We start from the raw sequence: 17,115 nt of genomic DNA on the forward strand, positions 1-17,115 counted from the left end.
AAAGGATTGGGGAAAGGGGCAGTGTGCCCGCTCGTGACAAAAACACACAGAACTTAGCACGTTGCCACCGATCCGGCCAGGCGATGCCCCTCTAACGCGTGCAAAAACGTTAACAAATTTTATACTGCGGATTTGAGGTATTTTAAAAATTTATGGCAAGAATCTCACTACACCTGTCGAAACGCAGCGACAAGACGACCAACATGCGGGAGATAATGATGCGCTTTTACCACGGCAAGATCAACCAGCGATGCGGCACGCACATTTGGGTCCCAGCCACGCTGTGGAACGAGAAACAACAAGAGCTGACTCTGCCCAAGTGGCGCAACATGACTCCTGAACGCAAGAAAATCAAGCGCGAATTAGCCCATCAGGCATCATCGCTCCACAGCATCAAGTCACGGGTGCTGAAAGCCTTCTACAAGACACCCCAAGAGGACATTGCCCCCGGATGGCTGCGGCAAGTGCTGGATGGCAACAAACCTGCCGAGGGCAAGAGCGACTCGGTCGTTGCAGTCATGGACACCTACATTGAGCAGGCGGGGTTCTCGCAGTCACGCATCATGCACTTCAAGTCGCTGCGACGCGCCCTCATGCGCTACGAGGCACACGCTTGCAGGCGGCTCACACTTGCCAAATTCAGCGCCGGCGACATTGACAGCATAGAAGATTTCCTGCGCAGCGAGCACATCCTTGCCAAAGACCCGAAATACCGCAAAACAGTTGAAACTGTGCCTGGCAGCCGAATGCCCAAAGAACGTGGCAACAATGCCGTGACATGCCTCATGCGCATGCTCCGTTCGTTTTTCTTGTGGGCAATAAAACACGGCCACACCGCCAACAACCCGTTCAAGACACGCCCCATCGAGAACAGCGTGTACGGAACACCGTTTTTCCTCACTGTCGAAGAGCGCAACAGCTTGTACTCACACGACTTCTCGCCCACCCCAAAACTGGCGGCCCAACGCGATATTTTCATTTTCCAGTGCATGGTGGGCATGCGTGTGGGCGACCTGTATCGCCTCACGAGCGACAACATCGTGGACGGCACGCTGGAATACATTCCCGCCAAGACGGCAGGCCGACGCCCCACCACGCTGAGGGTCCCGCTCAATGCCGTCGCACTCGAGATACTGCACCGTCATTCCCGCCCAGCCCCGATGCCTTTGTTTCCGTTCTCGTCGCGACACAAATATAACTGCGACATCAAGGCCGTCATCCGCCAGGCAGGCATCACCCGCATGGTCTCGGTGATAAACCCCACGACAGGCGCCACCGAGCTGCACCCCATTTGCGACGTAGCCAGCAGCCACATGGCAAGACGGTGTTTCATAGGGAACCTGTACAAGAAAGTAAAAGACCCCAACCTGATAGGGAAACTGACAGGGCACACCGAAGGTTCGAGGGCATTCAGCCGCTACCGCGACATTGACGAGGACACTTGCCGCGAACTGGTGGAGATGCTTGAATGAAACTCGCCATTTTCCCGCCACGGCAGCAAAAACAAGTCGATATGTTTTTTCCTCTCGGGGAACTCGGGGAACTCGGGGATTTTTCTCTCGCAGATTACGCTGATTGCGCAGATTTTATTTAGCCTCCAGAAATTAGAATAAATTCTTAATTTTAGTTTCGCATGTTAAAACCATTTGGGTTTCACCAATTTGCTCCGATTAGCGTCCTGCCGGACGCGGTGCTTGTTGCGTTTCTTCCCCCACCGCCACTACGTTCGGCGGTGGGGGTTATCCAGGTATTGTCCTGCCGGACAAATAAATAGCGACAATCACATTAACCCACGAAAGTTGAGTTCTTAATTTCCTTTTGTTCTTTTGTTCTTCTGTCAAAAATCAAATCATGCGTATGGTAACACTCCCGCAGGGAGCAGTAAGTTTTTTCATGGGGTTAGTGCTCTGCGAGGGAGCAGTAAGGCAATTGGCAAGGAACTTTTCTTTTGTCAATCTTTTTTGCTTTGTTCACATTTTTTCAGAAAAAATTTTGTCAGTTGGTGGAATATTTGTATTTTTGCAACCCGTATTAGTGGGAAAGTATGTTTTTTTATAAGGAAACACGCTTTATAAGACAAAGTTAACCTCTGGAATATAAGTGAGTTAGAACAAAAAAAAACAAAACAAAGATAACTAAAACTAATTATTGTATAACCAATCAAAAAAGTGCGTATGAAAAAACAGATTGCCCTTGTGGGCGCTCTAATGCTTGCGTGCGGTGGCGCTAATTTAGCTTATGCAGCTCCCGCTCCCCAGGCAGTTTCGGCTTCTGCCGGAATCGTGAAAGGTACTGTTGTTGATGAAAACGGCGAGCCCATTATCGGCGCTAGCGTCCAGGTAGTGGGAACTATCCAGGGTGCTGCAACCGACATGGACGGTAACTTCAGCGTGAAGGCTGCCGGCAACGCTAAGCTCCAGGTGAGCTTCATCGGCTACAAGACAGTGACAGTTAATGCTTCAAGCGCTGGCCGCGTGGTCCTCGAGGAGGATAAGGCTCAGCTCGACGAGCTCGTGGTTGTAGGTTATGGCCAGCAGCGCAAGGCTAACCTTACAGGTGCCGTTAGCAACGTGGATGTTAGCAAGTCTCTTGAGTCTAAGAGCGAGAGCGACGTTGCTAAGGCCCTGCAGGGTGCTGTCCCCGGCCTCACCATCCTCAACTCTAACGGTGACATCAACGCTGACGCTAGCGTTGTTATCCGTGGTATCGGTACCCTCTCTAACAACGGTACTTCTACTCCCCTCTACATCGTTGACGGTGTACCCGTGGAGAATCTTTCTTACCTCAACAGCGACGACATCGAGAGCATTTCTGTACTCAAGGATGCAGCTTCTAGCTCTATCTACGGTACTCGCGCTGCATTCGGTGTTATCATGGTAACTACTAAGAGCGGTAAGGGAACTGACAAGATCAAGATCTCTTACAAGGACAACTTCGCTTGGAGCCAGGCTACAACCACTCCTTCTTACCCCAACGTCCCCACTCAGGTACAGGCCCTCATCGATGCTAACTATCGCAAGGGTAACGCTGCCGAGCTCTTCGGTATGTACATGGACAGCGAGCAGTTCCAGAAGGGTATGAACAACTGGATCGCTAAGCACGGCGACACCAAGGCTGGCTACCGCGAGATGGTATTCGGCGACGACTATGATGAGTATGGCTACTATGCTAACTGGGACGTTCCCGGCATCATCTTCAACAACGCTGCTCCCTCGCAGAACCACAACCTGTCTATCACAGGTACAAGTGGCAAGACCAACTTCTTCATCAGCGGCAACTACAACCAGAAGCAGAACCTGATGAACTTCAACCCCGACAAGATCAAGCGCTACAATGCGACTGCCAACATCACCACTCAGGCAACCGACTGGCTGCAGGTGGGTGTTCGCACAAGCTACAGCAACAAAGACTTTGAGTATCCCTACGTTCAGGGTCAGGGTTCTTACCAGTATGTATGGCGCTGGGGTTCATTCTTTGGCCCTTACGGCTACATCACAGGCGAAGATGGCAAGCAGTATGACGGCCGCCAGATGATCGGTTTCCGCAAGACTGCCGGCGATGCTTACCAGAAGACCGACAACATGCGCCTCGGTGCGTTTGCTAAGGTTGACTTCAAGCACGGCCTCACCTTCAATGCCGACTACACATTCATGCGTCGTCACATGAAGTACAAGGGCATCGGTCTTCCCAGCACTATCCTCAACACTTGGGGCGTTAACCCCAGCCTTGCTACTCTCAACACCACTACTTTCATCGAGACTAGCAACGAGGACAAGACTAACCACGTGTTCAACGGCTACTTCAACTTCAACAAGAGCTTCAACGACGCTCACAACCTGAACGTCCTCGCTGGTGCTAACGTTGAGAAGGAAGACTTCGAGTACCTGTACTACGAGCGCTGGAACATGCTCGACACTAACCTGCCCGAGCTCGCTCTGACCGACACTGAGTACACTTACTCTCACACTCACACTCACAAGGGTTCAGCTGGTTTCTTCGGCCGCATCAACTACGACTACAAGGGCCGCTACCTGCTCGAGCTCAACGGCCGCTACGACGGTTCAAGCCAGTTCCCCAAGAACTCACAGTGGGCATTCTTCCCCTCTGCATCTCTGGGTTGGCGCTTCAGCGAAGAGGCATTCTTCGAGCCCGCTAAGAAGTACATCAGCAACGGTAAGTTCCGCGCATCTTATGGTTCAATCGGTAACCAGGTTGTAGGTGACTACATGTTCCTCGAGACCATGAGCAAGGTTAACGCAGGTGTTAACTGGCTCGGCACTGGCTCGGCTAAGTATGACTACTTTGGCATGCCCAAGATGGTTCCCGCTACTCTCACTTGGGAGACTATCAACACTACCAACATCGGTCTTGACCTCGGCTTCCTCCGCGGCGAGCTCAATGTAACATTCGACTGGTTCCAGCGTGACACTAAGGACATGCTTGCTCCTGGCAAGGAACTTCCCTCAGTGCTCGGTACTGGCGCTGCCTACGGCAACGAAGGTTCACTCCGTTCACGCGGCTGGGAACTCACTGTTGACTACCGTCACCGCTTCGGCGACGTAAACTTCTATGCTACTGCCAACATCAGCGACTACAAGACTAAGGTGACTCAGTGGGACAGCAACAACCTCATCAACACTTCCTACACTGGTAAGGAATACGGTGAGATCTGGGGCTTCGAAACTGACCGCTACTTCGACTTCAACGACTTCAACGGCAAGAACGAAGCTGGTAAGTGGATTTACAAGGAAGGCGTAGCCGACCAGTCACTCCTCCAGAAGGGTTCATTCGTTTACGGTCCTGGTGATGTTAAGTTCAAGGATCTCGACGGCGACGGCAAGATTACTTGGGGCGACGGTACTCCCGAGAACCACGGTGACCTCAAGAAGATCGGAAACTTCACTCCCCGCTACCAGTACTCACTCCGCGTGGGTGGCGACTGGAAGGGCATCGACCTCGACTTGTTCTTCCAGGGCGTGGGCAAGCGCGACATGTGGACTCAGTCAGCATTCGTTATGCCTATGATGCGTGGTGAAGACGCTATCTATGCTAACCAGACAAGCTATGTAACCGAGGCTGAATTTGCTGCTGGCGTTATCGACCAGAGCAAGGACTTCCCCCGCCTGTGGGGTGGTGGCGCTGCCCAGGGCTCAGCTTCAACTTCTATCCTTGACGGCGGTAGCTACAACTTCTATCCTCAGACTAAGTACCTCGTTAACATGTCTTATCTCCGTCTGAAGAACATCACTGTAGGTTACACTCTGCCCAAGGCTCTCACTCAGAAGATCACACTTGACAAGGTTCGCGTTTACGCTTCTATCAACAACGCATTCGACCTGATCAACCACAACAAGGGCACAGGCCTCGATCCCGAAATCAACACCGGTGTTGGTTCATTTGGCAATGGTGTTTGGGGACGTACAGATCCTATCATGCGTTCTTATTCATTCGGTATCCAGATCGACCTCTAATCAAGCATGACACTTTTAAGTCAATTTAATGCATTGAATTAATAACATTCTAACGGATAATAATTTTATGAAAAAAACATATTTATTATTGGTAGCTGCTGGGTTGATGCTGTCGTCTTGCTCTGACTTGCTCGACACCGAACCCTACGATCAGTTTACTAAAGACAACTTCTTCACTAGTGAGAAGAATGTAGAGCTCTTTGCCAACTACTTCTACAATGAGTTCTCTGGCTACGGCAACGGCGGTAGCTATGGTAACTTCTACTTCAACTTCCTGAACGACGACCAGGGTACAACTGGTACTCAGGAGTGGACCTACACCAATGTTCCCGCAACATCTGCAACATGGAACAATCCTTACACTGAGATCCGTCGTGCCAACACCCTTCTTGCAGCTCTGCCCAACATCGCTGACATGAACGAAGCAAGCAAGTCTAACTGGGAAGGTCTCGCACGCCTGTACCGCGGCTGGCAGCACTACAAGCTGGTGCGCGCTTTCGGCGACTGCTACTGGGTTGACAAGGTTCTCGACGTTACCGACGAGGCTATCCTCTACGGCGAGCGTCAAAACCGCAACACCGTTATGGACAACGTGCTCAAGGACATCAACTTCGCTTGCGAGAAGATCACTGCTAACGAGAACTCTCGCACTGCCTACAACGTTTACGTTGCTAACGCTATGAAGGCTGAGGTTTGTCTCTTCGAGGGTACTTACAGCAAGTATGTGACTAAGGACGTTGCTCGCGCCAACAAGTATCTGGAAGAGGTTAAGACTGCTTGTGGTGTTATCATGAAATCTGATAAATTCCACCCCAACACTGACTTCAAGTCTAACTTCGACCAGCTCGACCTCGCTGGCAACCAGGAGATGATCATGTACAAGCACTATGTTTACAACGTGCTCGGTCACGCAACTGTTGACTACACTTGCGGTTCAACTCAGGTTCACGGCATGACTAAGGACGCATTCGACAGCTACCTGTTCAAGGATGGTAAGCCCAAAGCTACCACTACTTGCGACAAGAACGAGGCTGGTAAGATCGTTAAGCTCGACGACAACTCAGGTTTCGGCGAGGCTAGCTTCATCGACATCAGCGACGTTCTCGCACAGCGCGACCCCCGTCTGGCTGCTCAGGTTGACCACATCCTCCAGTTCCCCGGCTGCGGTTACGCACGCTTCGGTGGCGCTCAGTCAACCTCTTCAACTGGCTACGGCGTCCTCCTGTTCGACACTAACGCAATGCCCAACACTGACCGCCAGTCAATCAGCACTAACACTACCGACGCTCCCATCTTCTGGTATGCTCAGATCCTTCTGAACTATGCAGAGGCTTGCGCTGAGCTCGGCACAATCACTAACGACGACCTCAACAAGTCTGTCAACCTGCTTCGTCATCGCGTTGGCATGCCCGACCTCACAATTGATGTAGCTGCTGACCCCGCTAACAACATGGGCGTGAGCAACATCATCTTCGAGATCCGCCGCGAGCGCCGCGTTGAGTTGATGTACTGCCAGAACGACCGTTACTACTCACTCCAGCGCTGGAACCTCCTCAGCCTCCTCGACACTCAGAAGCATCCCGACCAGTGCCGCGGTGCTTACGTAGGCAACGTCAAGGCTACTGACGGCATCGACATGAGCCAGATCACTGTTGACGCTGATGGTTACATCAACTGCAAGAACGGCAACGACCGTATCTACGACGCTAAGTATCTCCTGTTCCCCATCCCCAACGGACAGAAGACTCTCAACAGCAAGATCGGCCAGAACCCCGGCTGGTAATACTCTCATGATCAGTTGCTTCGCCTAGCGGCGTGGCACCATGATAACAACCGCCTGCACCACAACAACGGTGCAGGCGGTTACTTTTTAGAGGGAAATAACACCTAATTTGTGAGATTTTTTTTGCTATTCTGTTTTTTTTAACTAAATTTGCACTTGATGGACATTGTAGGCATAAAACACGTTAAAAGTTGGCTCAAAATCCTCCTGTGGGCTGTGGTGTGGTTTGCAGTGCTGATGGCAGGCATGTGGGGCTGGGCGCGATGGCGCGAAAAGAAACTCCAGATATCCTATACCGAAGTGCTCTACGACACCACCGGGATGCGAAGCGGAGACCTCGTGTTCCGCAACGGCCTCGCCGGCGAGAGCCTTGTGGTCACCAGCACAAGCAACAGCGACTACTCACATGTGGGTATCGCCTATGACTCGCCCGACGGATGGATGGTGATTCATGCAGTGCCAGGCGAAGCCACCAAAGGGCAGCCCGAATACATGGTGTGCGAGCCCATAAGCGTGTTCTACAACACCGACAGGGCAATGGCTGGAGCCACAGCGCGCGTCGATTGCGACTCCGCCACCGCGGTTGCGGCAATGAAAGCCGCACTCAAGAAGAGAGAAGACAAAGTCATCTTTGACAACGACTATAACACGGCCGACACCACACAAATCTACTGCTCGGAACTCGTGTGGCTGGCCTACAAGTCGCAAGGAATAGACCTGCTCGACGGAAAAGAAACGCCCAACGTGATATACCCGGAGGACATCTGGACGTCGCAGCACGTCAAGGAGAGAAAGAAATTTGACACTAGAAAGAAACAATTAAATTAATTACTAACCAAAAAATTTTACTTATTATGAAGAAAGTAATGTTAGGCCTCGTTTTGGCCATTGGCGCAATGATTGCATTCAGCGCATGTACAAAGAGTGATGGTCCCTCAAAGGCTGTTGACGCTTACTACACTGCTGTAGTAGCTGGCGACTATGCTGAGGCTTTCAAGCACTGCTGCAACTCAGAAGGCGCTGTCCTCTCAGCTGACCAGCAGAAAACTTTTGCCGACAACCTCGCTGCTCGCGACACTGCCGACAACAAGATCACTGAGTTCTCTATCCTTTCAGAGACTGTAAAGGAAGACAAGGCTAACGGCGTTGTTGTTGTTGAGGTAACCAAGAAGAACGGTGAGAAGAACAACGTAACCGAAGAGTGCGTTAAGGTAGGTGAAGAGTGGTACATGAAGGCTAAGAAATAATCCTAGCTGATTACCAAACCTAATAAAAAGGCTGTGCGGAACCCCGTGCAGCCTTTTTAGTTGGTCCAGGAGAAAAATTGTGCCCATATAGTAACTATTCAGCAATGGTATTTTTGGTAATTTCCCCGCGCGGATCTCACTGATAACACGGATTTAATAATAACTGAAAGAAATTAAAATAATTAGAATAATTTCTTATTCAGTTAAATCAGAGCAATCTGTTGTAACTATCGTTTTAGTTGAGAAAAACAGTAGCTGTTATGATAGGATATTGTCAAAAAAGTAGTAATTTTGTAATTCAAATCATGACAAAATGAAGCAAGTGTTATATTTCATATTTATGGCGTGTGTGCTGGGGGCGTGTAGCACCGTGTCGAGCGACAAAGATGCTGGCGAGAACATGCTCACCCATGCCAAGTTACTCACTATGAGCAAGCATGGCGGCTACACGTTGGCTACCATTGCCAACCCTTGGGGCGAGGGGACGCTACACCGCTATGTGCTGGTTCCTGCCGGTAAGGATTTGCCTGATTCGCTGCCCGAAGGAACTGTCGTGCGCACCCCGATCAAGAATGCACTTGTATATTCGGCCGTGCACACCGGGATTCTTGCCGAACTCGGTGCTGCCGATGCGGTGAAAGGAGTCACTGATGTGCAGTATTTCACCGATAGTTTGGTTCTTGCCCGCGTGCAGGAAGGCACAGTTGCCGACTGTGGGTCGAGCATGTCACCCACGATTGAGAAGGTGATAGAAATGCACCCCGATGGCATTTTGCTGTCGCCCTATCAAGATGCTAACTACGGTCAAGTCACGTCGCTGAATATACCTCTCATCGAGTGTGCCGACTACATGGAGCAAACGCCGCTGGGACGTGCCGAGTGGATAAAGTTCTATGGCGCGCTAGTGGGAAAGGAAAGCGAAGCCGAGAAGATATTTGACAATGTTGTGAAGACCTACGAGCAGTTGCGCGACGAACGTGCAGCCCATGGCAAACCTCACCCCAAAGTGCTCACCGAGACGGTAATCAGCGGCGTGTGGAATGTGCCCGGCGGCAAGAGTTACATGGCACAGATAATAAAGGACGCTGGCGGAAATTACCCCTGGGCCGATGATGAGCACAGCGGATCGCTGTCGCTTGATTTCACCCAAGTGCTTGCACAAGCCAAGGATGCCGACGTGTGGCTAGTGAAGTCGTTCAACATCAACTCGTATGCCGACTTGAAAGGTGCTTACGAATTAAACGACCGTTTTGATGCCTTCAAAAACCGCAAGGTGTATTGCTGTGACACTAATGCAACCAGACTTTTCGAGCGATTCCCGTTCCATCCAGAGCTGTTGCTGGCCGAATACTGCAACATTTTTGACGGAAATAATGACTCATTAATATTCTATGCACCATGCAAGTAACCCAAGGCCATAGCACTCGTCGCGCAGTAACCGTGATGGTGTTGCTTGCAGTGTCATTGCTGGTGCTTGCAGTGTCGTGCATGCTGGTGGGTAAGGTTGATATCCCTGCCGGCGACGTGTGGGCGGTCATGACAGGCGGCAGTAGCGGCAACGAGGCGTGGGATATAATCGTCATGGAGACGCGGTTGCCCATGATTGCCACGGCAGTGCTGGCTGGCGCCGCATTGTCGGTATCGGGCCTGTTGCTCCAGACCACATTCAACAATCCGTTGGCTGGTCCGTCGATACTGGGTGTATCGACAGGTGCCGGGCTTGGCGTGGCTGTCGTTATGCTAGCCATGGGAGGTACAGTGGGCGGTATTTTCGGGCAGACGGTGGGCAGTTATGTGGCTACGTTGCTCGGTGCGCTAGTCGGTGCCGGGGTGGTGCTGGCTATACTTATCGCATTTTCTTCAATAGTGAAAAACAGCACGGTGCTGCTTATCATAGGCATACTGGTTAGCTACCTTGCGTCAAGCATTATATCGCTGCTCAACAGCCTTGCTACCGAAGAAGGCATCTCAAGCTACGTGGCATGGGGATTCGGCACATTCTCGGGAGTGACCATGACGCAGTTACCCGTGTTTGCATCGCTCATAGTCATTTCGCTAGTGGCAGCGTCGCTCATGGTCAAACCTCTTAACGCAATGCTCATGGGCACCCGTTATGCCACTAATATGGGTGTTGACGTGAACCGCTCGCGCAACATGCTGTTGCTAGTCACTGGTGTGCTCACTGCTGTGGTGACAGCCTTTTGCGGTCCCATAGGGTTTGTGGGCATGGTGGTGCCTCATGTGGCACGCTTGATGCTCGGCACGAGCAACCACACGCGACTCTTGCCAGCCACGATGCTGGCAGGTGCATGCGTTGCACTGTTGTGCACATTGATCAGCGTGGCAGGAAAGCATGGCGTGATACCCATCAACGCCATCACGCCTGTCATAGGGGTGCCAATAATAATTTACTTGATTGTTAACCGTCGCAAGATACAATATTTCAACTGATGGCAAAGTCACTCATATCTACACAAGGACTGGCAGTGGGCTATAAGCGTGGCAACGAGGCTGTGCAGTTGCTCGCAGGGCTAAACCTTGACCTGTGCGAAGGCACGCTGGTGGCGTTGCTGGGCATGAATGGTGCCGGCAAATCGACATTGCTGCGCGCCATCACGGGCGACACGCGTCCGCTAGCAGGCAAGTTGTGCTATGCCGGGCGTGATGTGACGGAGATGTCGCTGTCCGAGCGCGCTAGGTTCATGGGGCTGGTGTCAACCGATCGTATTGCTGCCGGAGGACTCACCGTGACCGAACTGGTGGAGATGGGCCGTCAGCCACACACAGGCTTCCTGGGACGTTTGAGCAAACATGACCATGAAGTGGTGGCGCATGCAATCGAAAGCGTGGGCATGGCTCACAAGGCTAACTCTTACACGTCGTCGTTGAGCGATGGCGAGAGGCAGAAGTGCATGATAGCCCGCGCATTGGCACAGGAAACACCTGTAATTGTCCTTGACGAACCCACAGCGTTCCTGGATGTGGCCAGCCGCATTGAGACTATGGAACTATTGAGCAATCTTGCCCACAAGCAGGGCAAGGCTGTGTTGTTGAGTAGCCATGACATGTCGCAGTCGCTGCTCAAGGCTGATGAGTTGTGGCTCATTACCCACGACCGTGAGGTGCTTACTGGCACTGCCCGCGAGTTGGTGGAACAGGGCGCAATGGAACGACTCTTCCCGTCGCCCAATATCAGATTCAACCCCACGATACTTGACTACGAGCATGTATAGGTGTGTTATACAGATTCAAGGATAGAACACATCTCAAAATCGCCTCGACATAATTATAGCCCTCACCTATATACCCTTTGATGGTCCTATTGTTTTATCCGATAATCCACTTGCTACCTGGTAGAAGCGATATCAGTTTTGAGGTGATTGCGCAGCAGATGAAGGTTAGAATAGCTATGGCTGGAATAGTGATACACACTGGCAAAATAGGCTCGGCTGCATTGCCATTCACAAAGAAGGCTGCGATTGGAGCAAGGAAGAACAGGTGCATAAGGTACATTCCGAACGACAGTTTCGAAATACCAGTAACGATGGCTGGTGCTTTTTTCTGTTCAATACAGGTGAAGAGCAAGAACGCTCCGAAGGTGGCACAAAGCACGTTTGGAGTACAGAACTCCCACGACCACTCCAGCATTGGGGTTTCGATGGCAACCCCCGGAGTGCCCTTAAACCAGAACGACCATGCGGTGAAGGCTGCTCCTATCAGGAAGCAGAATGATCCAATCTTCATTCGCTTCGAACGGTTCCACTTCAGATGGTAACGGATGTAATGTGCCAGTACCAGATAACCCAGATATCCTGAACAGTACCAGAGCATTGAGAAGCCGTTCCAGAAACACTCGCCCCACAGTTCAGGCGACACAAAACGGTGTAGCCAAGGCAGCAGTGTAGAGAAACAGAAGATATAAAGGAACGTGCGTTCATCCTTTGCCGATGCTTTCTCCAGCCAAGGCGAAACGACAGGGATTATCAGGTAGAGCGAAATGAGTGGATACATGAACCAAAGGTGTCCGGCCATTGAAGGGAAGTTGAATGGCAGCATCTTCAGATCGACCATGGATTGATCCCAAGTCATTCCTACCCATGCAAGTGGCAGGAAGGTGTAAAGGAGCATGAAGATAATCATTGGAGGCAGAATGCGAGTGAAACGACGCTTATAGAACTGGGTCATTGTGACGCCCTGTTTCATCGGTACGAGCAGGAATGCTGATATAATTATGAATAAAGGTACACACGTGCGCGCAACACCGCCATCATAGAATGCCACCCAGAAGCGGTTGCTCTCATTGGCAAGCTTCGACATGTTGCCTGCAAGGCCTGAATCATCGGCTCCATAGAAGTTCTCACTTGCGTGTACAAGCATCACAAGGAAGCATGCCACCACCCTTAACCAATCGGCGAAAACAATGCGTCCGCCTGTAGAATTTGAACTATTTGTCATAGTTATATGGTTATTTTGTTGCAAAGATACAAAAAATTGGAGGTATGAAAAATTAATTGTTTACAATAATAAAACAAATAAAACAAACCGATGCGTTTCGCACCGGTTTGTTTTATTATAGAGGTTTGTAATCTCAACGGATTATTTGCCGAGGATGATGTTGATGAGCATGTTTGCATCGGTGATGTCAACTTCGCCGTTGCCATCTACGTCGGTACGTCCTTCGTATATGTCAGCGTCTTTGCCGAGGATGATGTTGATGAGCAGGTTAGCATCGGTGATGTCAACCTCGCCGTCGCCGTTAACGTCACCCTTCAGGAAGTCGGGCTTGTCGGGCACGTAAGTTGCACCTGTCACGCCATAAGCTTCAACGTCTTCAACTGCGTATTGAACAGTCTGTGTCTCATCGGCAACCTTAACGCACTTGATACCGCTCTTGTGGAGAGGATTCTCTGCGTCAAATGCTACACTGTTGGGTAGAGTTACGTCGTCAGCGCTCTTGGGAGCGATGTAAGCCCAGTAAACGTTCTCGCCGTCACCAGTGATCTGTGTAACACCAGTAACCTCGTCGCCGTCACCTTCCTTGAGTACGGGAGCGTTGTCAACGAGAGTTGCAGCAGCCAAGCTTACGCCTTCGGCAGCATCGCCCTTAGCGTCGTCGTCATAGATAGCCTGCATGGGCAGACGATAGATACCAGGAACTACGTTTGTACCATTCTCCTTGTCGGCCTGGAGGAAGAAGTAGAGATAACCATTCTTCTCGTCGATGTAGAAGGTAGTGATCTGGTAGCCCTTGAGGGTGGGTTTGAAGTGCTGAGTCTTGCCAGCGCCACCATCGGGATAGATGTCGTTGAAAGCGCCGCCGTTGCGGAAACGATAGATACCGAAGCCGTTGAACTTCTTACCTACCCAGTAAACGTCGCCCTTCTCGGCATCAACAGTCTTGGTGAGGCCTGCGCCGATAGCACCGTATGACCACTGGTCGCTGTAGTAGGGGAGCCAGTTGTTCTGGAAGAAGAAGGGCTGTTCGCCGTAGAGACCTACTGCATCAGCGCTCATCTCGTGGATACCCACGTTGCGGTCGGCGATGTAGATCTTGTTGAGCTCTTTGTCGATAGCCATTGAGAAGGGATCCTGGAATGCCTCGTAACCCACGTTGTTGAGCACGGTCACGCGGTAGAAGATGCCGTCGGTGTTGTTAACATAGAAGAGCTGACCGTCACCAGCACCAGCAGTGGGGCTCTGATAGCGGAAGTTCTTACCAGCGTCGGCAACGTAGATGCGGTTCTTGTAGCTAGCAAGGCTGAAGGGGTGAACACCTGTTTCAAACTGAGTGTCGATAACGTCACCGTCCTCGCTCTTATACATGAGCTTGCCGTCCTTGGTTGCGAAGTAGAGACCAGTGGGGCAGCCGAGGGTTGAACCGCTAGCCACGATAGTGGGATCGGCAATCACGTTGAGGTATTGCCACTGGTCGGCAGCCTTGAATGAGTCAACCGACTTGGCAGCAACCTTACATTCAACTTCGCTCTGAGTAGCGGCGAACACGCCGTTAGCCAGCACGGGAACGTTAGCGTTGAGCACGCGCAGCTTAGCAATAGTTGCGGGTACTGAACCAGGCTCCATGTAGTTTACGTTGGCAGGAATCTCGAGTTCGGCAAGAGCAGCGCAGTTAGCAAACGCGTTCTGCATCACGTTGGTAGTTGTTGTGGGGAGAGTCACGCTAGTGAGAACGGGGCAACCGTTGCACAGACCCTGAGGAATCTCGTTGCGGCCTTCCTCGATAACGATAGACTCGAGAGCAGAGTTGGCAAACACGTTAGTGCCCACGTTTACGCCGCTCTTTAGAGAGAAGTTCTTAACCTTAGCACCTGTAAATGCGTTGTTGCCGATTGTGGCAACGGCAGGAATGTTGACTTCCTCGTAGGGAGAATAAGCAAGACCATAATTGTCGATGCTGGTTACAACGGGAGCGTCGAGTGCAGTGGCCTTGATGCCCTTGTGTGCTGTCACGAGCAGACGAGCACCATCGGCAGTAGTGAGAACGCCATCGTTTATAGCAAATGCAGCGTTGCCCTCGGCAAGAGTGATTGCTGCGAGAGAGGTGATGGGAGCAAATGCGGCGTTGCCTATTGACTTAACTGTAGAAGGAATTACCACACCCTCGAGTTTAGTACCTGCAAATGCCTGCTCGCCCACGCTTGTAAGACCCTCGGGGAGAGTGAGAGTGCCAGCCAGCTTGCTATTCATGAACGCCTGGCTAGAGATTGACTGCAATGAAGCGGGCAACTCAATAGAAGTGAGGCCAGTGTTGTAGAAAGCATTGTTGAGGATTGATGTAACACCCTGGCCCAGCTGAACAGAAGCAAGAGCCTTACAGCCGTTGAAAGTGTTGTCGGCGATAGAAGTTACAGCCTCGGGGAGTGCGATAGACTTGAGGCTTGAGCAACCCTGGAATGCAAGACCACCGATTGTAGCAATGGTGTTGCCCTCGGCAAACTCAACAGTCTCAAGAGCAGTACAGCCCTGGAACATTGTGCCACTGAGTGCAGTTGCATTACCTGCAAATGTAATCTTCTTGAGAGCAGACAGGTTGTGGAAAGGCTGCAAGTTGCTTACATAAAGAGAAGCGTCGATGTCGCGTCCGAAGTAGATTTCTTCGATAGACTTGTTGGCTACGCGAGCCTCATCGGTCTTACCGAATGCTTCGAAGTTCATCTTGAAAGGAGTCTCGCTGTCGGCAAAGATAAGTTTCTTGAGGTTTGCACATCCAGCAAGGTCTTCACTGATCATGGGACCAGCCCAACCCACGGGGATTGTGAGTTCTTCAAGACCAGAGCAACCGTTGAGCGCGCCAGTACCAATAGAAGTTGCAGTCACGGGGATGGGGCTCACCTTGAGGCTAGAGCAACCCTTGAAACTGTTACGAGCGATTGTAACGCAGGTCTCGGGCAACTTGAGAGAAGTCAAGTCCTTGCAATCCAAGAATGCGTTGGCAGCAGTTGCAACAACGGTGTAGGTCTCACCGCCGTACTCAAATGTTGCAGGAATCACGATGTCACCAGTGTAGAAAGCGGTGTCGGCCGGAGTGGTCGCAGTGGCTTTCTTGATGGTGTACTTGGCAACGGTAGCATTGAGCTTGCTAGTGGTATAGTTGATGCCATCCACAGTGATGCTAGCAGCACTGGCAATGGGGGCAACCATGAGGCACATAGCACCTAATGCTAAATTGCGAAGCCATGTTGATTTAGTAATCTTCATGTTCATAGTTTTTAATTTTATAGTTAATAATTAGAGTTGAATTTCAGTCAGTTTATGTGGTAATGGTTTGTTCAAAAGCATAGCAATGCAAATGAACACACAAATATAATAAAAAAATCATTAAGGAGAGTGATTTTTGTGATTTTTTTTCAAAAATAACGTCACAACTGGCGACTGCAAGGGCATGCACGATGAAACTGTCAGCTTAATCTGTGCTGCGGTCTATTGACACATAAAAGCAGAAACAGAAATAAGGGATTTTTAATTCAGATTAAGCAGATTTCGATTAAAATTTTTCAGAAATTAAAATAATTAGAATAGTTAATTTATTTTTAGACAACTAATTATTTAAAGTAACTATTCAGCAATGGAACTCCCCGCGCGGATCTCACTGAACTCACTGATTTTTTCATTGAATATATATATAGTGGATTTTTTAGGCCACGGGGAGGTCGTAACTTTGGTTAACCGCTGGCCGCAGCCCTGCGGTCTGCCGGTGGGGGGGGTAAAGTGTGACAAAATCGCGGTTGAAGACCGCTACCTTGCACATTTCGAGGTTGCGGTCTTCAACCGCAGTATAGTGTATCGCGTTTACCCTGCCCTGCCTTCGCTTGCGCTCAGTTAGGACAGGGTTATGTGCAGAACTGGGTTCTGCGTGTCGGGTTTCAGCCTCTCTTTACAAAATCATGTGAGATCCCCGCGGGGAATCTGCAAAAAAATCTATTGTAGTATAGTTACAACAGATTGCTCTGATTTAACTCAACTTTAGCATGTGAAACCATTTGAGCCTCACCTATTTGCTCCGATTAGCGTCCTGCTGGACGCGGTGCATGTTGCATTTCTTCCCCCACCGCCACTTCGTTCGGCGGTGGGGGTTATTCAGGTATTGTCCTGCCGG

The 17,115-nt window shown here is 50.7% G+C and carries 10 protein-coding genes; 8 read left to right on the top strand and 2 right to left on the bottom strand.

The window, feature by feature from the left end; translation table 11 throughout:
* Positions 1 to 152: 152 nt before the first annotated feature.
* The 8 genes from ACKI3C_RS11900 (at position 153) to ACKI3C_RS11935 (ending at position 11,734) form a co-directional block, all read left to right on the top strand.
* Positions 153 to 1,472 (top strand): tyrosine-type recombinase/integrase, encoded by a 1,320-nt coding sequence (locus ACKI3C_RS11900; protein WP_407405329.1) that lies wholly within the window; start codon positions 153 to 155, stop codon positions 1,470 to 1,472.
* A gap of 702 nt (positions 1,473 to 2,174) precedes the next feature.
* Positions 2,175 to 5,471, top strand: a complete 3,297-nt coding sequence (locus tag ACKI3C_RS11905) for a SusC/RagA family TonB-linked outer membrane protein (RefSeq protein ID WP_407405331.1) — start codon at positions 2,175 to 2,177, stop codon at positions 5,469 to 5,471.
* 67 nt (positions 5,472 to 5,538) lie between these two features.
* Positions 5,539 to 7,254: a RagB/SusD family nutrient uptake outer membrane protein gene (locus tag ACKI3C_RS11910; RefSeq protein WP_407405333.1), complete on the top strand. Its 1,716-nt coding sequence runs from the start codon at positions 5,539 to 5,541 to the stop codon at positions 7,252 to 7,254.
* Between the two features lie 159 nt (positions 7,255 to 7,413).
* Entirely contained in the window at positions 7,414 to 8,082 is a 669-nt protein-coding gene (locus ACKI3C_RS11915; protein WP_407405336.1) for a YiiX/YebB-like N1pC/P60 family cysteine hydrolase, read from the top strand.
* A 26-nt stretch (positions 8,083 to 8,108) separates the two neighbouring features.
* Positions 8,109 to 8,501, top strand: coding sequence for a DUF4878 domain-containing protein (locus tag ACKI3C_RS11920; protein WP_407405338.1), 393 nt, complete (start codon positions 8,109 to 8,111; stop codon positions 8,499 to 8,501).
* Between the two features lie 313 nt (positions 8,502 to 8,814).
* Complete coding sequence (locus ACKI3C_RS11925) at positions 8,815 to 9,909, top strand: ABC transporter substrate-binding protein (RefSeq protein WP_407405340.1); 1,095 nt, start codon at positions 8,815 to 8,817, stop codon at positions 9,907 to 9,909.
* A complete protein-coding gene (locus ACKI3C_RS11930; protein WP_407405342.1) occupies positions 9,900 to 10,952 on the top strand; it encodes an iron chelate uptake ABC transporter family permease subunit in 1,053 nt (350 codons plus the stop codon). Before ACKI3C_RS11925 ends, ACKI3C_RS11930 begins: the two co-directional genes overlap by 10 nt.
* Complete coding sequence (locus tag ACKI3C_RS11935; RefSeq protein WP_407405344.1) at positions 10,952 to 11,734, top strand: ABC transporter ATP-binding protein; 783 nt, start codon at positions 10,952 to 10,954, stop codon at positions 11,732 to 11,734. Before ACKI3C_RS11930 ends, ACKI3C_RS11935 begins: the two co-directional genes overlap by 1 nt.
* A gap of 94 nt (positions 11,735 to 11,828) precedes the next feature.
* On the opposite strand, the gene ACKI3C_RS11940 is transcribed toward ACKI3C_RS11935, so the two are convergent.
* Both ACKI3C_RS11940 and ACKI3C_RS11945 read right to left on the bottom strand, forming a co-directional pair.
* A complete protein-coding gene (locus ACKI3C_RS11940) occupies positions 11,829 to 12,956 on the bottom strand; it encodes an acyltransferase (RefSeq protein WP_407405346.1) in 1,128 nt (375 codons plus the stop codon).
* Positions 12,957 to 13,097: 141 nt separating this feature from the next.
* Positions 13,098 to 16,223 (bottom strand): leucine-rich repeat protein, encoded by a 3,126-nt coding sequence (locus tag ACKI3C_RS11945; protein ID WP_407405348.1) that lies wholly within the window; start codon positions 16,221 to 16,223, stop codon positions 13,098 to 13,100.
* Between the last annotated feature and the right edge of the window lie 892 nt (positions 16,224 to 17,115).

This window comes from Sodaliphilus sp., from assembly GCF_045598405.1.
GTDB lineage: Bacteria > Bacteroidota > Bacteroidia > Bacteroidales > Muribaculaceae > Sodaliphilus > Sodaliphilus limicaballi.